This is a genomic window from Streptomyces sp. NPDC026377, from assembly GCF_055567715.1.
Genome location: NZ_JBVHPV010000007.1, coordinates 115,024 through 129,168, shown reverse-complemented (window position 1 = coordinate 129,168; position 14,145 = coordinate 115,024). Strand labels below are relative to the sequence as shown.

The following is a 14,145-nucleotide window of genomic DNA, read 5'->3' as shown; positions in this document are numbered from 1 at the left end:
GCGGATGGATCACAGCGGGCACGGCATGACGATGGATCTGCCGCCGTTCACGCTGGGGCGCGGCCTGGAGTGGTCCCTGGACCCGTTCTTCCTGATCGGCTGTGTCGCGGGGCTCGGCCTGTACGGCTACGGCGTGCTGCGGCTGCGCAGGCGCGGCGACAGCTGGCCGGTGAGCCGGCTGGTCTTCTGGACCCTCGGTGTGCTGAGCATCGCGCTGGTGATGTGCACCCGGCTCAACGACTACGGCATGGTCATGTTTAGCGTGCACATGGTCCAGCACATGGTCATCAGCATGCTCTCGCCGATCCTGCTGCTGCTGGGCGCGCCCGTGACGCTGACCCTGCGGGCGCTGCCGGTGGCCGGGCGCGGCCGCAAGGGCCCGCGCGAGCTGCTGCTGGCGCTGCTCCACAGCCGCTATCTGAAGGTGATCACGCATCCCGCGTTCACCATCCCGATGTTCATCGCGAGCCTGTACGCGCTCTACTTCACCCCGCTCTTCGACTTCCTGATGGGCTCGAAGACCGGCCACATCGCGATGATGGTCCACTTCCTCGCGGTCGGCCTGATCTTCTTCTGGCCGATCATGGGCGTGGACCCGGGCCCGCACCGCCCCGGCTACATCATGCGGATGCTGGAGCTCTTCGCGGGCATGCCCTTCCACGCCTTCTTCGGCATCGCCCTGATGATGGCGACCGAGCCGATGGTCGGCACGTACGAGAACCCGCCCTCCTCGCTCGGCATCGACGCGCTCGCCGACCAGGAGGCGGCCGGCGGCATCGCCTGGGCGTTCAGCGAGATCCCGTCGGTGGTCGTCCTGATCGCGCTCGTCTTCCAGTGGTACGCCACGGAGAAGCGCGAGGCGAAGCGGCAGGACCGGGCCGCCGACCGGGACGGCGACAAGGAGCTCGCCGCCTACAACGCCTATCTGGCGTCGCTGAACGCACGCGGTCGGTAACGGCCGGTGCGTCCCTCTGGCGCGGCGGGGTCCCTGGGGGCGACCATGGACTCCACGGCAGCGGCCGGGAGGAAGGGGACCCCATGCCCGGTACGACGAAGGCGATGGTGGTGCTCACCGTCGTGGCGCTGGTGATGATCACTGCGTACACGGTGGCGCTCGGCAGCAGTGGCTGGCTCTGGTTCGGCTGGGTGGTCCTGGGCCTGGCGACGGTGGGCATGGCGGCTTCGCGCAGCGCCTGAGCGACGGCCCGGCGGGCGGGCCGAGTGAGGAGCTGGTGCGTTGCTGTACTACGTGCTCAAGTACGCGGTTCTGGGGCCGCTGCTCAAGCTGCTGTTCCGGCCGAGGATCGAGGGGCTCGAGCACGTCCCGGACGAGGGCCCGGCGATCGTCGCGGGCAACCATCTGTCCTTCTCCGACCACTTCCTGATGCCGGTGATGCTCAAACGGCGCATCACCTTCCTCGCCAAGCAGGAGTACTTCACCGGGCCCGGCGTCAAGGGCCGGCTCACGGCCGCCTTCTTCCGCGCCGTCGGGCAGATCCCGGTGGACCGCTCCGGCAAGGAGGCCGGACGGGCGGCGATCCGCGAGGGCCTCGGGGTGCTGAGCCGGGACGAGCTGCTGGGCATCTACCCGGAGGGCACCCGCTCGCACGACGGACGCCTGTACAAGGGGAAGGTCGGGGTCGCGGTGATGGCCATCAGGGCGGGCGTGCCGGTGATCCCCTGCGCGATGGTCGGCACCTTCGAGATCCAGCCGCCCGGCCAGGTGATGCCCAGGATCCGCCGGGTCACCATCCGGTTCGGCGAGCCGCTGGACTTCTCCCGCTACGCCGGGATGGAGAACGAGAAGGCGGTGCTGCGGGCCGCCACCGACGAGCTGATGTACAAGATCCTTGAGCTGTCCGGCCAGGAGTACGTGGACCGGTACGCGGCCGAGGTGAAGGCCGAGGCGGCCGGAAAGTTCCCGAGAATCCTCGGCTGACGGCGGATTCGCGAAGGGCGCATCCCCCCGCCCCCGGTGCTCACCGGGCCGTGGCGTCGGGCGCACGGGCCAGGGAACAGCGTTCGTCATAGGGCCACGGGACAGATCGGACGGGAGGCGTTGCCCGGCGTGGCCGCGTACCCGGACCTCTTCGACTACATGGCCGAGGACGCCTGGTCGGCCGCGCGGGGCTGAGGAACAGCGGGAGGGGGCGGCCGGATTCCCGGCCGCCCCCTCCCCTGCCTCAACCGGCCTGTGCGGTTACGGCTTCGGCGTGGCGTGCGGGGCGCACGTCACATCGGCGCTGTCGACCTTGCCGGTCAGGAAGTAGGCCTCGACCCGCGTGTTGACGCACGGGTTGACCAGACCGGTCACGCCGTGCGAACCCGCGTCCTTCTCGGTGATCAGGCGCGAGCCCTTGAAGCGCTGGTGGAGCGAGACGGCGCCCTGGTACGGCGTGGCCGCGTCCCGGGTGCTCTGGACGATCAGGACCGGGGGCAGGCCCTTGCCGGTCTTCACCTCGACCGGGGTCTGCTGCTTGGTCCGCCAAGTGGCGCACGGCAGGTTCATCCAGGCGTTCGCCCACGTCATGAAGGGGTTGTCCCGGTGGAGCCGGGTGTTGTCCCGGTCCCACTTCTTCCAGCTGGTGGGCCACTTGGCGTCGGCGCACTCGACGGCGGTGTAGACCGCGTTGCCGTTCTCGGCGCTGATGTTGCCCTTAGTGTCCGACATGTCGGGCGCGGCGGCGTCGACCAGCGCCTGGGTGTCGCCCGCCACGTACTTGCTCCACGTCGTGGCGGTGGGCACCCAGGCGGAGTCGTAGTACGGGGCGTTCTGGAAGTACGCGATGAGCTCGGCCGGGCCGACCACGCCGCCGAGGGGGCTCTTCTTGGCCGCGGCGCGCAGCTTCAGCCACTGCTGCTCGACCTTGGCCGCCGTGTCACCGAGGTGGAAGGTGGCGTCGTTCTTGGCGACCCACTTCTCCCAGTCGCTCCAGCGGCCCTGGAAGGCGACGTCCTGGTTGAGGTTGGCCTGGTACCAGATGTTGTCGCGGGCCGGGTCGACGACGCTGTCGACCAGCATGCGGCGCACATGCGAGGGGAAGAGCGTGCCGTAGACGGCGCCCAGGTACGTGCCGTAGGAGACGCCCAGGTAGTTGAGCTTCTTCTCTCCGAGCGCGGCGCGGATCACGTCCAGGTCGCGGGCGGTGTTCGGGGTGGTCATGTACGGCAGCATCCAGCCGCTGCGCTCGGCGCAGCCGTCCGCGTACTCGGCGGCGAGCTTGCGCTGGGCGCGCTTGTCGGCCTCGCTGGAGGGCACCGGGTCGGCCTTGGGTGCCTTGACGAATTCCTGCGGGTCCACACAGGAGATCGGCGTGGAGTGGCCCACGCCGCGCGGGTCGAAGCCCACGAAGTCGTACGCCTTGGCGGTGTTGACCCACAGGGGGTTCTTGCCCGTCACCCGGGTCGGGAAGCGCATGCCGGAGGCACCGGGTCCGCCGGGGTTGTAGATGAGGGCGCCCTGGCGCTCGGCCGGGGTACCGGTGGAGGAGATGCGGTCCACGGCGAGCTTGATCTGCTGGCCGTAGGGGTGGGCGTAGTCGAGCGGAACGCTGACGTAACCGCACTGGATCGGCTTGGTGAAGCCCCAGTCGGCCGGGCAGTCGGTCCAGTCGATGCCCTTCTTGGCGGCCCGCTCGGCGGCGAGCTGTACGCCGCGCGCCTCGGACGTGCCGTGGTGACGGCTTTCGGCGGTGGCCGCCGGTGCCGCTATCGCGCCGGCTATGAGCGTGCCCGCTATCAGAGTGCCGGCCGAACCGAGCACTGCGGTGCGTCTCAAGTCGTTCCTCCCCCAGATGAGGTGCGCCGCATCGGAGCGACGCGTTCCATGGTCTCGGGGGATCCTCGCTCCTCGGTGCCTGTCGAGAACAGGTCGTACTGGTGTTTCTTTACCGAACCGATAGGCGGGGAGCCGAGTCCCGCTGAGCGGTGCGGACTTCGTCGAGTACGCGCCGCAGCAGCCGGGCGTCCGGCGCCAGGGCCGTCACCAGAAAGGCGGGCCCGGCCAGCGGCGTCAGCACCGCGCTCGTCCCGAGCACCCGCGCGGGGGCAGGGTTTTCGGCCAGCTCCGGGTCGACGACGAGGAGCTGGCCCACCGCCCGGTGCCCGCCCAGGACCGCCGATCCGTTCCAGCCACCGGGCGCGCCCGGCCCGTACCCCAGCTCCTGGTCCAGAAGCGGGCGGCCGGCGCGGTGCACGGTGAGCCGGGTGGCCAGTGTTCCGGGGTCCTCGCCGTGGCGCCCGAGGATCTGCTCCTCGCGCAGCACGAGCCGCGCGTCGGACGCGAGTTCGACCCGGGTGCGCATCCGCAGATCGCTGCCGCGCGCCGAGATCAGCTGCTCGGGCAGCCAGTGCAGTTCGCCGCCGGGGCCCACGGTCAGCCGCACGTCGTAGTGGGCGGGCTCGCCGGTGCGGCCGGGCAGGGCGATGGTGGCGGCGGCCGAGTCCACGGTGAGCCGGGCCCCGCCCCGCACCTCGGCCTCCACGGCGAGGCGGTCGCCGCCGAGGGGGGCGCTCATCGCCCCGACGACGGTCACCCGGTGGCGGCCGCCGGTGGCCCGGGTGCGGCGCAGCGCCAGCGGCCCCTCCCCCGCGAGCACGGGCAGGCCCTCGGGGGTGGCGACGATCCGGGCGGTGGCGCGCACCCCGGTGCCGGTGGTCACCGCTGCCATGCCGCGAGCCGCTCCCGTACCCACGCGGCGACCGCGTCCACGCCGTCCTCGGAGCGCAACGACTGGAAGACGACGGGCAGTTCGGCCCGCTGCCGCTCGGCGTCGCGGGCCATCCGCTCCAGGTCGGAGCCGACGTAAGGGGCGAGGTCGGTCTTGTTGACGACGAGCAGATCGGCCGTGGTGACCCCGGGGCCGCCCTTGCGGGGGATGTCGTCGCCGCCCGCCACATCGATGACGAAGATCTGGGCGTCCACCAGGCCCCTGGAGAAGGTGGCGGTGAGGTTGTCGCCGCCGGACTCGACCAGGATCAGGTCGAGCGGCCCCACCGCCTCCTCCAGGTCCTCGACCGCTTCGAGGTTGGCGGAGATGTCGTCCCGGATGGCGGTGTGCGGGCAGGCGCCGGTCTCCACCGCTTGAATCCGCTCGGGCGGCAGCACGGCGTTGCGCAGCAGGAACTCGGCGTCCTCGCGGGTGTAGATGTCGTTGGTGACGACGGCCAGCGAGTACCGGTCCCGCAGGGCCCGGCAGAGCGCGGCGACGGTCGCGGTCTTCCCGGATCCGACGGGCCCGCCGAGCCCGACGCGCAGCGCCCGGCGCGTCCCGTCGGGCCGGTGGGCGTCGGCGCTCAGGGCGGCGGGGCCGCCGTGGGAGTGGTCGAGGTGCATGGGTGACTCCGCTTTCGGTCGGGGCATGTCGGCCCGTCCGGTGTTCGAGGACGGACCCGTTCGGGGTGACGGGGGCCGGGGCGAGGGCTTGCCGCAGCGGCGTCCCCCGCCCCAGCAGGATTTCGGGAAGAAGAGGTTGGATGACTAGGACGCGAACAGCCGCACGGGCCACGCGGCATGTGCCTCCGCCATGACGTCGAGCAGCGGCGCCGAGGCCGCGGGCAGCACGTCCAGCCCCTCCACGGCTGCCGAGGCGGCCCATCGCGCGGCCTGCGCGGCCACGGCGTCCAGCTCGGGCGCCAACCGCGCGAGCACCCCGGTGGCGTCGAACGGGTCGAGGCTCAGCAGCCGCACCACCGCGGTCGCCGGGCCGCTCACGCACTCGTACGCCACGCAGTGCGCCGCGTCCTCGGGCCCCAGCCCCGCCGACCGCGCGGCGAGCCCGAGCACCACCGGCTGGTGGGCGCCGCGCGGCCGGGCCGCGGCGAGCGCGGCCAGCTCCGCGCCGGGCCAGGTGGCCCGGGCCGCCCGCATCATCTGCCGGCCGAGTCTGCGCGCGGTGGCCCGGAGCGCGGGAGAGGGGGTGCGGGCGTCGGCGGCCTCGTCGAGGGCGAACGGGTCGAGGCCGAGGGCGGCCGCAGCGGCGAGCGAGGCGGAGACGAGTCCGGCCGTGTGCAGCCGCCCCCGGCAGAACTCCGCCAGATCCTCCGCGTCCCGGACGCGCCCGGCCCGCACGGCGGGTTCGGCGCCCCCCGAGTGGGCGTGGCCGCCGGCCGGGAAGCGGCCGTCGGCCAGGACGAGCAGAGCTGCGCGAGACATCGGACGGCCCCTTCCCCTACAAGTGTCAAAACAGGCATCAGAAAAGGAAGTACCGCTGGGCCATGGGCAGTTCGGCGGCGGGCGCGGGCTCGACCGGCTCGCCGTCGATGGTCACCGTGAAGGTGTCCGGGTCCACCCGGACGTCCGGCAGCGCGTCGTTCTCGCGCATGTCCGCCTTGCCCACCCGGCGGGTGCTCTTGATGGCGGTGAACCGCTTGTCCAGGCCGAGCCGTTCGGGCAGTCCGTCGTCGAGGGCCGCCTGCGCCACGAAGGTGAGCGAGTTGGCCGCGGGAGCCTTCCCGTACGCGCCGAACATCGGCCGGGGCAGGACCGGCTGGGGGGTGGGGATGGACGCGTTGGCGTCGCCCATCTGCGCGTACGCGATCTGGCCGCCCTTGATGACCAGCTGCGGTTTGACCCCGAAGAACGCCGGGTCCCACAGCACCAGGTCGGCGAGCTTGCCCGCCTCGACCGAGCCGATCTCGTCGTCCAGGCCCTGCGCGACCGCCGGGTTGATCGTGTACTTGGCGACATAGCGGCGCGCCCGGTGGTTGTCGGCGCGGCCGTCGCCCGGGAGCGCTCCCCGGCGCACCTTCATGACGTGCGCGGTCTGCCAGGTGCGCAGGACGACCTCGCCGATCCGGCCCATCGCCTGGGAGTCGGAGGAGAGGATGGAGATGGCGCCCAGGTCGTGCAGAATGTCCTCGGCCGCGATGGTCGAGGGCCGGATGCGCGACTCCGCGAACGCCAGGTCCTCCGGCACCGCCGGGTTGAGGTGGTGGCAGACCATCAGCATGTCGAGGTGTTCCTCGATGGTGTTGACGGTGTGCGGCCGGGTCGGATTGGTGGAGCTGGGCAGGACATACGGCTCGGAGACCACGGTGATGATGTCGGGCGCGTGCCCGCCGCCCGCGCCCTCGGTGTGGTAGGCGTGGATGGAGCGGCCCGCGATGGCGGCGAGGGTGTCGCCGACGAAGCCCGCCTCGTTCAACGTGTCGGTGTGGATGGCGAGTTGGGCGCCGGTCTCGTCGCAGACGGACAGACAGGCGTCGATGACGGCCGGGGTCGCGCCCCAGTCCTCGTGGATCTTGAACCCTAGGGCGCCGCCACGCAGCTGGGAGTGCAGGGCCTCGCGCGACATGGTGTTGCCCTTGCCGAGCAGGCCGATGTTGACGGGCGCGCCGTCCAGCGCCGCGAACATCCGGGCCAGATGCCAGGGGCCGGGGGTGACGGTGGTGGCCTTGGTGCCCTCGGCGGGGCCGGTGCCACCGCCGACGAGGGTGGTGATGCCCGAGGAGAGCGCCTGGTCGATCAGGGTGGGCGAGATGAAGTGGACGTGGGTGTCCACCGCGCCCGCGGTGAGGATCTTGCCGTTGCCCGCGATGATCTCGGTCTCGGGGCCGATGACCAGGTCCGGGTGGACGCCGTCCATGGTGTCGGGGTTGCCCGCCTTGCCCAGGGCGGTGATCCGGCCGTCCCTGATGCCGAGGTCGCCCTTGACGATCCCCCAGTGGTCGAGGACGACGACGCCCGTGATCACGGTGTCGGGCGCGCCCTCGGCACGGGTGGTGCGGGCCTGGCCCATGGACTCGCGGATCACCTTGCCGCCGCCGAACACGGCCTCGTCGCCCGCGCGTCCGGGTCCTCCTGCGCGGTCCTCCTCGATCTCGATCAGCAGATCGGTGTCGGCCAGCCGGATGCGGTCGCCGGTGGTGGGGCCGAACAGGTCGGCGTAGACGGCACGGTGGAGCTCAGTCATCGAGGGAGCCTCCGATCGCGCCGCGCAGCCCGGGGACGGTCCGGCGTCCGGCGAGGGGGACGAGCTCGACATCGACGGGAATGCCGGGTTCGAAGCGCACGGCGGTGCCCGCGGCGATGTTCAGCCGCAGCCCGCGGGCGGCGGCGCGGTCGAAGTCCAGACCGGGGTTGGCCTCGGCGAAGTGGTAGTGCGAGCCGACCTGGACGGGCCGGTCGGCGACGTTGATGACGGTCATGGCGGTGACTTCGCGGCCCTCGTTGAGGGCGACGGGACCGTCCGCGAACAGGATCTCTCCGGGGATCACGCGGCGCTCCCCCGTCACACGATCGGTTCGTGGACGGTGACGAGCTTGGTTCCGTCGGGGAAGGTCGCCTCGACCTGTACGTCGTGGATCATCTCGGGAATGCCCGGCATGACCTCGTCGCGGGAGAGCACCTCGCGCCCGGACACCATGAGTTCGGCCACCGTCCGGCCGTCGCGGGCGCCTTCGAGGATGTGCGAGGTGATGAGGGCGACGGCCTCCGGGTGGTTGAGCCGCACCCCCCGGGCGCGGCGCTTGTCCGCGACGTCCGCGGCCACATGGATGAGCAGTCTCTCCTGCTCGTGCGGCGTCAGTTGCACGCTTCCCACCTCACAGTCGTGCCCGGAACGGGGGAATCCCGTCCTCGGCGCTGCGGGACCCCGTCCAAGTTCAACACTCTGTTGACCTGGGGTTCCCTGCTCCACAGCGAGGCATTGCACGTTACGGCGGAAGTTTTTCCGGCTCGTTAACTGACGCTTTGCATATCCATGGCCAATGCATCCATCGCGGACCCGTCACTCCGGCCGGCCCCGGTCCCCTCAGTCCCCCGCCGGCGGCTGCCGGTGCTCGGCCGCGATGCCGAACCGGCGCCGTTCGCCGGGAGCGGAAGAGACCTGGCGCACCGAGGACACCGAACGGATCACCTGCTCCTCGGCCGGCTCCGCCGCGCCCTCCAGTCGTTCCAGGTCGGCGGCGGACACCAGGGCGACCAGGGGCTTGCCGTGCCGGGTCACGACGACGCGCTCCCCGCCGTACACCACGCGGTTGATCAGCTCGGCGAGCTCAGCACGGGCTTGCGTCACCGGAATCTCATAGGCCATGCTCCCCATCATAACGGCCTGTACGTCCTGTACATTTTTTACAGATGCCGGTACGAGAGCCACGCCCGCGCCACGCCAGAGCCACGCCAGAGAAGAGGTACGTCATGCACGGCCCCTCCGCCCGCTACGTCCTGCCCGAGTTCTCCGAGCGCACGTCGACCGGGATCCGCACCCTCGACCCGTACTCCAAGCTGCTGGAGGAGCGGATCGTCTTCCTCGGCACGCCCGTCGACGACACCGCCGCCAACGACGTGATGGCCCAGCTCATGCAGCTGGAGTACGCCGACCCGGACCGCGACATCTCGCTGTACATCAACTCCCCCGGCGGCTCGCTCACCGCGATGACGGCGATCTACGACACGATGCGGTTCGTCACCTGCGACGTGGAGACGGTGTGCATGGGCCAGGCCGCCTCCGCCGCGGCCGTGCTGCTCGCCGCGGGCACCCCCGGCAAGCGGCTCGCGCTGCCCGGCGCGCGGGTCCTGATCCACCAGCCCTCGGCCGCCGAACCGATCCAGGGCCAGCCGTCCGACCTGGTGATCCACGCCGCCGAACTCCAGCGCGGCCGGGAGCTGTTGACCGATCTGCTGGCCCTGCACACCGGCAACTCCGTCGAGCGGGTCGGCGCGGACCTCGAACGGGACACCATCCTGGACGCCGCGGCGGCGGCCGCGTACGGACTGGTCGACCATGTCGTCACCGGTCGCAAGAACTCGGCCGCGGCGCAAGGGAGGTAGGGACGTGCTGCCAGAACTGCCGCCGCTGCCCGCCCTGACCCGCGCCGAGGGCGAGTTCATCGACGCCTATCTCGACGCCCTCGACAAGCTGGGCCGGATCAACCCCGCCCGGCACCGGGACACCTACGGTGCGCTGCGCTCGGCGCAGGCCCTGGTCGGGCGGGCGGTGGCGCTGCGCGACGCGCTGGCGACCATGCACCGGCGCGGGGAGAGCGAGCTGCACTCCGAGACGCTCGCGCGGGCGCTGCGGGTGCTCGACGGTGAGCGCCGCGCGGAGCGGGTCACCGTGCCGCCTCCGTCACCCGCCGGTTGACGCCACGGTGTCCGTTCACCCCCGCGCCGGTACGACTCGGCGTCCCCCGTTCGCACCATCCGATGGTCCGAACGACGTACCGGCGATATTGCTCCGTCTGCGCAGACACGGGACGGAATGAATCGTTCCGCCACCGATACGACGCAGGTCGGACACCCCGTCAGGGAGCTTGAAACATCGATGTCCACCCGAACGGGTCAGTCGTGAGGAGCCTCACAAAACGCCGTTTCGGCTCGGAAATCCGACACTTGGTGGGTCAAGATCCCTACCGACGACAAGCCCCCGCCGCCGCGGCGGGGCGGTCCGGGCGGACGCCGAGTCCTGCCGCCGTACCCGGATGACTGGTCGAACGCACGGATCGGCAGGAGTGGAGGACCCAAGCAGTGCGGGGCCGCCGGGCAACCGGAAGGCCCCTGGGGTGAAGCCGTGTGAGCGGCCGGGCATCTTCGCCAGTCCGAACCCGACAGGTCATCCTTCGCAGGCGGTTTGACGAAGGGTCGCGCATGTCTGCGCTCAATCACGTTCCGTCCCTGCTCACCCGAGTCGGGGCGGTCTCCGCCCTCACTCTCGCCGCCGTCGGCGGCACGATGCTGGCGCCGGGCGCCGGCAGTGAGGCGAGTGCCGCGACATCGGGCACGAAGGCGCTCAACGTCGCCGCCTCGAAGAAGGGCGCCCCGTACAAGTACGGCGCCAGCGGTCCGCACCGCTTCGACTGCTCCGGGCTCACGCTCTACTCGTTCAAGCAGGCCGGCAAGAAGCTGCCGCGCACCACCCAGCAGCAGTACAACAGCACCAGGCACATCTCCTCGTCCGCCCGCCAACGCGGCGACCTGGTGTTCTTCCACTCCGGCTCGAACGTCTACCACGTGGGGATCTACGCGGGGGACGGAAAGATATGGCACTCCCCCAAGACGGGTTCCGTGGTCCGGCTGGAGAAGATCTGGTCGAAGAGCGTCTGGTACGGGCGCGTGCGCTGACGCACGCCGTACAGGGGGCCGGTCGGTGCGGCGGGGTGGAACACGCCCGCGCTCACCGGCCCCTGGCCCGTACAGGGCGCCTGAGGGGCCCTGAGGGGCTCAGCTCTGGACCGGGACCGTCCACGGCAGCGCGATCCAGACGGTCTTGCCGCCCTCCGGCGTCGGGGTGACCGACAGACGCCCCCCGCACTCGGCGGCGAGCCAGCGGATGATCACCATGCCCCGCCCGTTGTCCTGCTGGACGGCCGCGGGAAGCCGTTTGGGCCAGCGGGGATGGCTGTCCGTCACCCCGATGTGGAGCTGCTCGTCGCGCTCCAGGCGCAGGTCCACGGTGAAGGTGGGCGACTGGCCCAAGGTGTGCTGCACGGCGTTGGTCGCCAGCTCCGAGACGATCAGACGGATCGTGTCGGCGGTGTCGGCGTCCGACGGAAGACCCCACTCGGTGAGTACGCCGGCGACGTGTCTGCGGGCGGCGGAGACCGAGGCGGGATCGCTCGGCAGAGTGAGGGTCGATTCTTGGTGGTCTGCCATGGCGACGCTGTCCCTTTCCCACCCGGACCGGCCTGCTGGACTCGCGGCGAGCGGACAAACACGAGGGCGGCCCGGACTTGTGCTTCGCGCCAGAGTGCCACTCATCGTGCCGCCGGATGCGCCGATCCACCAACATGTGCATATATCTGTCGCTCAAAGCGGTGAACTCTGCGACGAAGGACCGTATTTGGGCGCCACACTTGCCGCTCACCCGAATCCCGGCCGGGTGCGAGGAGGCCGACATGTGGCACGGGCCCGCGGTACGCCGTCGCCAACTGGGCGAGGAACTGCGCCGGCTGCGCTGCGCGGCCGGGCTCACGAGCGGCCAGGTGGCCGGGCGGCTGGGCTGGCACCAGTCGAAGGTGAGCCGGATCGAGACCGGCCGCAGCGGGGTGAAGACCGCCGACGTGGCCGGTCTGCTGGAGGTGTACGGGGTGGCGGACCCCGGACTGCGGGCGCTGCTGGAGGCGCTGGCGGGCGCGGCGGACGGGGGCGGCGGCCAGTGGTGGCAGGCCTACCGGGGGCTGCTGCCGCCGCAGTACCGGGACTTCATCAGCCTGGAGTCGCAGGCGTCGGCCGCGCGCACCCTGGAGACGTCGGTGGTGCCGGGGCTGCTCCAGACGCCCGAGTACGCGCGCGCGGTGACCCGGGCGGCCCTCGGCGGCCTCGACGCGGCGCGGGTGGACTCCCTGGTGGACGTACGCCTGGCGCGCCAGGAGGTTCTGCGGGCCGATCCGCCGCTGGAGCTGAGCGCGGTGGTCGACGAGGCGGCGCTGCACCGGGCGGTCGGCGGCGCGGCCTCGATGCGGCGGCAGCTGCGCCATCTCCTGGAGGCGGCTCAACTGCCCCAGGTGCGGCTGCGGGTGCTGCCTTTCAGCAGAGGTGGCCATATCGGTCTCACCGGCCCTTTCATTATCTTCTCCTTTCCGCACATTTCCGATCTGGACGTTGTAGTTATCGACCACTTGACGAGTAGCCTCTATCTCGAACGGAGAGAAGACCTTGAGGCGTACAGCGCCGCGTTCCATATGGTCGAGGCGCAGGCCCTCTCGCTCGAGGAATCATTGAATCTGATCGCCGTGATGGCTGACGGCGCGTAAGGGAGGCATGATGCCCGTACCCCCCGCGCATGTACCTTCCAGCACTTCTCTGAACGGTGCGAAATGGCGGCGCAGCAGCCGTAGTACAGGAATGAACAATTGTGTCGAGACCGCGTTCCTCGACGTCGGAGTGCTCGCCGTCCGCGACTCCAAGCGGACCGCCGGGCCCGCTCTGCTCTTCGGAGCGCGGGCCTGGCACGGCTTCCTCACCGGTCTGCCCGTCGACCCCGACGAGGCGTCCGACTGCGGGAGTTGAGCGTGCGAACGGGGGACTAGGCGGTGGGCGCGGTCCGCAGGATCGTGTCCACCGCCCACTGGATCTGCTGATCCGTCAGGTCGGCCCGGGCGGTCAGCCGCAGCCGGGAGATGCCGTCCGGCACCGAAGGCGGCCGGAAGCACCCCACCGCAAGACCCGCGCCCCGGCAGTCGGCCGCCCAGGCCACCGCCCGCTCCGGGGACGGCGCCCGCACCGAGACCACCGCCGCGTCCGGGCGCGCCGCCCGCAGACCCGCCGCCGTCAGCCGTTCGTACAGCTCGGCCGCCACCGCCCGGGCCCGCCCGGCCCGCTCCGGCTCCGCCTCCAGCAGCCGCAGCGCCGCCAGCGCGCCCCCCACGGCCGCGGGCGCGAGCCCGGTGTCGAAGATGAACGTACGGGCGGCGTTGACCAGGTGCCGGATGACCCGGGCCGGGCCCAGGACCGCCCCGCCCTGGCTGCCGAGCGACTTCGACAGGGTGACGGTCGCCACCACGTCCCCAGCACCCGCGAGCCCGGCGGCGCGCGGCCCGCCCCGCCCGCCCTCGCCGAGCACCCCGAGGCCGTGGGCGTCGTCCACCACCAGCGCCGCCCCGTACTCCCGGCAGGCGGCGGCGAGCCCCGCCAGTGGGGCGGCGTCGCCGTCGACCGAGAAGACCGAGTCGCTCACCACGAGCGCGGGCCCGCCGTGGGCGTCCAGGGCCTTGCGCACGGCCTCGGGGTCGGCGTGCGGGACCACCTCGGTGGCGGCGCGCGCCAGCCGGCAGCCGTCGACGATCGAGGCGTGGTTGCCCGCGTCGGAGACGATCAACGTGTCCCGCTCGCCGAGCGCGGTCAGCGCGGCGAGGTTGGCCGCGTACCCGGAGGAGAGGACGAGCGCCGCCTCGAAGCCGCAGAACCGGGCGAGCGCCTCCTCCAGCTCGGTGTGGAGCGCGGTGGTGCCGGTGACCAGGCGCGAGCCGGTGGCACCGGCGCCCCAGCGCAGCGCGGCGTCGGCGGCGCCCCGGGTGACCGCCGGGTGCCGGGTGAGCCCCAGGTAGTCGTTGCTCGCCAGGTCCAGGAGGTCCTGGTCGGCGGCGCGCGGCCGCAGCACTCGTACGAGACCGGCACGCTCGCGCCGCTCGGTCGCTCCGTCGATCCAGTCGAATGGCGCTCGGGGCATGGTGGAGATCCCTTTTGTAGGCAGCGCACAGACCCTA

At 71.7% G+C, this 14,145-nt stretch carries 18 protein-coding genes and 1 riboswitch; of the genes, 8 read left to right on the top strand and 10 right to left on the bottom strand.

Annotated elements, in window-relative coordinates; genetic code table 11:
- Nucleotides 1-4 precede the first annotated feature (4 nt).
- The 3 genes from ACZ4MU_RS17015 (at nucleotide 5) to ACZ4MU_RS17005 (ending at nucleotide 1,939) form a co-directional block, all read left to right on the top strand.
- Nucleotides 5-955, top strand: coding sequence for a cytochrome c oxidase assembly protein (locus ACZ4MU_RS17015; protein WP_467876687.1), 951 nt, complete (start codon nucleotides 5-7; stop codon nucleotides 953-955).
- Between the two features lie 83 nt (nucleotides 956-1,038).
- The gene (locus tag ACZ4MU_RS17010; protein ID WP_180357116.1) at nucleotides 1,039-1,197 is read left to right on the top strand and encodes a hypothetical protein; all 159 of its coding nucleotides are present in this window, start codon (nucleotides 1,039-1,041) and stop codon (nucleotides 1,195-1,197) included.
- Between the two features lie 40 nt (nucleotides 1,198-1,237).
- Nucleotides 1,238-1,939, top strand: a complete 702-nt coding sequence (locus tag ACZ4MU_RS17005) for a lysophospholipid acyltransferase family protein (RefSeq protein ID WP_467876684.1) — start codon at nucleotides 1,238-1,240, stop codon at nucleotides 1,937-1,939.
- A gap of 261 nt (nucleotides 1,940-2,200) precedes the next feature.
- Here the strand turns inward: ACZ4MU_RS17005 and ACZ4MU_RS17000 are convergent, their stop codons facing one another.
- The 8 genes from ACZ4MU_RS17000 to ACZ4MU_RS16965 form a co-directional block, all read right to left on the bottom strand.
- The gene (locus ACZ4MU_RS17000) at nucleotides 2,201-3,778 is read right to left on the bottom strand and encodes an alpha/beta hydrolase (RefSeq protein WP_467876682.1); all 1,578 of its coding nucleotides are present in this window, start codon (nucleotides 3,776-3,778) and stop codon (nucleotides 2,201-2,203) included.
- A 109-nt stretch (nucleotides 3,779-3,887) separates the two neighbouring features.
- Entirely contained in the window at nucleotides 3,888-4,670 is a 783-nt protein-coding gene (locus tag ACZ4MU_RS16995) for an urease accessory protein UreD (RefSeq protein ID WP_467876679.1), read from the bottom strand.
- Complete coding sequence (gene ureG, locus ACZ4MU_RS16990) at nucleotides 4,658-5,335, bottom strand: urease accessory protein UreG (RefSeq protein ID WP_467876676.1); 678 nt, start codon at nucleotides 5,333-5,335, stop codon at nucleotides 4,658-4,660. Before ureG ends, ACZ4MU_RS16995 begins: the two co-directional genes overlap by 13 nt.
- A gap of 144 nt (nucleotides 5,336-5,479) precedes the next feature.
- Entirely contained in the window at nucleotides 5,480-6,154 is a 675-nt protein-coding gene (locus ACZ4MU_RS16985; RefSeq protein ID WP_467876673.1) for an urease accessory protein UreF, read from the bottom strand.
- Nucleotides 6,155-6,191: 37 nt separating this feature from the next.
- On the bottom strand, nucleotides 6,192-7,913 hold the full coding sequence (locus tag ACZ4MU_RS16980; RefSeq protein ID WP_467876670.1) for an urease subunit alpha: 1,722 nt from the start codon (nucleotides 7,911-7,913) through the stop codon (nucleotides 6,192-6,194).
- Nucleotides 7,906-8,217, bottom strand: a complete 312-nt coding sequence (locus ACZ4MU_RS16975) for an urease subunit beta (protein WP_467876667.1) — start codon at nucleotides 8,215-8,217, stop codon at nucleotides 7,906-7,908. Before ACZ4MU_RS16975 ends, ACZ4MU_RS16980 begins: the two co-directional genes overlap by 8 nt.
- Before the next feature lie 14 nt (nucleotides 8,218-8,231).
- Nucleotides 8,232-8,534 (bottom strand): urease subunit gamma, encoded by a 303-nt coding sequence (locus ACZ4MU_RS16970; protein ID WP_358833497.1) that lies wholly within the window; start codon nucleotides 8,532-8,534, stop codon nucleotides 8,232-8,234.
- 219 nt (nucleotides 8,535-8,753) lie between these two features.
- Nucleotides 8,754-9,035 carry a type II toxin-antitoxin system Phd/YefM family antitoxin gene (locus ACZ4MU_RS16965; protein WP_467876664.1) on the bottom strand — a complete coding sequence of 94 codons (282 nt, stop codon included), beginning with the start codon at nucleotides 9,033-9,035 and terminating at the stop codon, nucleotides 8,754-8,756.
- 104 nt (nucleotides 9,036-9,139) lie between these two features.
- Here ACZ4MU_RS16965 and ACZ4MU_RS16960 point away from each other — a divergent pair, with 104 nt between their 5' ends.
- The 3 genes from ACZ4MU_RS16960 (at nucleotide 9,140) to ACZ4MU_RS16950 (ending at nucleotide 11,062) form a co-directional block, all read left to right on the top strand.
- Nucleotides 9,140-9,772, top strand: a complete 633-nt coding sequence (locus ACZ4MU_RS16960; protein ID WP_467876661.1) for an ATP-dependent Clp protease proteolytic subunit — start codon at nucleotides 9,140-9,142, stop codon at nucleotides 9,770-9,772.
- Nucleotides 9,773-9,776: 4 nt separating this feature from the next.
- Nucleotides 9,777-10,085 carry a hypothetical protein gene (locus tag ACZ4MU_RS16955; protein ID WP_467876658.1) on the top strand — a complete coding sequence of 103 codons (309 nt, stop codon included), beginning with the start codon at nucleotides 9,777-9,779 and terminating at the stop codon, nucleotides 10,083-10,085.
- A 340-nt stretch (nucleotides 10,086-10,425) separates the two neighbouring features.
- A riboswitch (cyclic di-AMP (ydaO/yuaA leader) is annotated at nucleotides 10,426-10,584 on the top strand.
- 4 nt (nucleotides 10,585-10,588) lie between these two features.
- Nucleotides 10,589-11,062, top strand: coding sequence for a C40 family peptidase (locus ACZ4MU_RS16950; RefSeq protein WP_467876656.1), 474 nt, complete (start codon nucleotides 10,589-10,591; stop codon nucleotides 11,060-11,062).
- A gap of 99 nt (nucleotides 11,063-11,161) precedes the next feature.
- Here the strand turns inward: ACZ4MU_RS16950 and ACZ4MU_RS16945 are convergent, their stop codons facing one another.
- The gene (locus tag ACZ4MU_RS16945; RefSeq protein ID WP_467876654.1) at nucleotides 11,162-11,593 is read right to left on the bottom strand and encodes an ATP-binding protein; all 432 of its coding nucleotides are present in this window, start codon (nucleotides 11,591-11,593) and stop codon (nucleotides 11,162-11,164) included.
- 242 nt (nucleotides 11,594-11,835) lie between these two features.
- On the opposite strand from ACZ4MU_RS16945, the gene ACZ4MU_RS16940 reads away from it, so the two are divergent.
- Nucleotides 11,836-12,693, top strand: coding sequence for a helix-turn-helix domain-containing protein (locus ACZ4MU_RS16940; protein ID WP_467876651.1), 858 nt, complete (start codon nucleotides 11,836-11,838; stop codon nucleotides 12,691-12,693).
- Nucleotides 12,694-12,703: 10 nt separating this feature from the next.
- Nucleotides 12,704-12,949, top strand: a complete 246-nt coding sequence (locus tag ACZ4MU_RS16935) for a DUF397 domain-containing protein (RefSeq protein ID WP_467877208.1) — start codon at nucleotides 12,704-12,706, stop codon at nucleotides 12,947-12,949.
- A gap of 16 nt (nucleotides 12,950-12,965) precedes the next feature.
- Here the strand turns inward: ACZ4MU_RS16935 and ACZ4MU_RS16930 are convergent, their stop codons facing one another.
- Complete coding sequence (locus ACZ4MU_RS16930; RefSeq protein WP_467876648.1) at nucleotides 12,966-14,108, bottom strand: 8-amino-7-oxononanoate synthase; 1,143 nt, start codon at nucleotides 14,106-14,108, stop codon at nucleotides 12,966-12,968.
- Between the last annotated feature and the right edge of the window lie 37 nt (nucleotides 14,109-14,145).